The following is a 531-nucleotide window of genomic DNA, read 5'->3' as shown; positions in this document are numbered from 1 at the left end:
AATATATTGGCAAAGACTCCGTGTGATGATATACTAAAACGGGCAGCCTTGTTCTCTGCACTGACAGGAATGCGACATAGCGATATTCAAAAGCTAAATGGTCAGAGGTGGAAGAATACAATGGTGGGTACCGTCTCAATTTCACTCAGCAGAAGACTAAGGGCGTTGAATACATGCCTATATCGCCACAGGCATACAAGCTTTGCGGTGAGCGCAAGAAAGACGGAGAACTGTTGGTGTTTGCCGGACTGCCTGACCCTTCATGGATATCAAAGCCTTTGGAACGGTGGGTAAAAGCATCAGGGATTACCAAGCACATCACCTTTCATTGCTTCCGCCACACCTATGCAACATTACAATTGGCTAACGGTACAGACATATATACAGTAAGCAAAATGTTAGGGCATACCAATGTAAAAACTACGCAAATCTACGCAAAAGTAATTGACAAGAAGAAAGATGAAGCTACAGAAGCTTTTAAGTTGGACATAGATGAATAGTGATTATCATTTGTAAGCACTTAGTATAGAA

At 42.0% G+C, this 531-nt stretch carries 1 pseudogene; it reads left to right on the top strand.

The features are described 5' to 3' along the window. Positions 1 to 500, top strand: a pseudogene (locus DXA05_RS26265) (site-specific integrase); the annotation flags it as partial. Positions 501 to 531 lie beyond the last annotated feature (31 nt).

This window comes from Bacteroides sp. AM54-2NS (assembly GCF_003602935.1).
In the GTDB taxonomy this organism is placed as follows: Bacteria; Bacteroidota; Bacteroidia; order Bacteroidales; family Bacteroidaceae; genus Bacteroides; species Bacteroides xylanisolvens.
This window is presented reverse-complemented; position numbering and strand designations above follow the sequence as displayed.